At 45.7% G+C, this 545-nt stretch carries 1 rRNA gene; it reads left to right on the forward strand.

Annotated features, from left to right (window positions below):
* Positions 1-102, forward strand: a 16S ribosomal RNA gene (locus MHZ95_RS20800); the annotation flags it as partial.
* Positions 103-545 lie beyond the last annotated feature (443 nt).

Genomic DNA, 545 nt, shown 5'->3' on the forward strand with positions numbered 1-545 from the left:
GGTAACCCTTACGGGAGCCAGCCGCCGAAGGTGGGACAGATGATTGGGGTGAAGTCGTAACAAGGTAGCCGTATCGGAAGGTGCGGCTGGATCACCTCCTTTCTAAGGAATATTTCGGAATATAGACCCAAGGGGTCTGCAAGTTAACGTTTTGCGTTCAGTTTTGAAGGTTCATCCTTTTGATGGATGCTTCAAACTGAAGGGTTTCGAGAAGCAAGCAGTACTAGGAAGCGAACGAGTGAACACCGGAGCGTGCTTATGCACGTGAGGATGTGAGCAAGTGAAGCTGACAACGTAATGCGCCGCTTATCGGAAGCCGACTTGTTCTTTGAAAACTGGATAAAACGACATTGAAAGTAACAAATCAAGAATCAACCGAACAAATCCTTTTTGTGATTTGTTTATGCAATACCTTTTTAAGACAATTTTATGTATATCGCTATATGTAAAAGAGTCACTGAAAGGGTTTCGAGACACGAGCAGTGCTAGGAAGCAAGTGAGTGAACACCGGAGCGTGCTTTGGCACGTGAGGATGTGAACGAACG

Source organism: Sporosarcina sp. ACRSM, from assembly GCF_022346545.1.
Lineage (GTDB): Bacteria > Bacillota > Bacilli > Bacillales_A > Planococcaceae > Sporosarcina.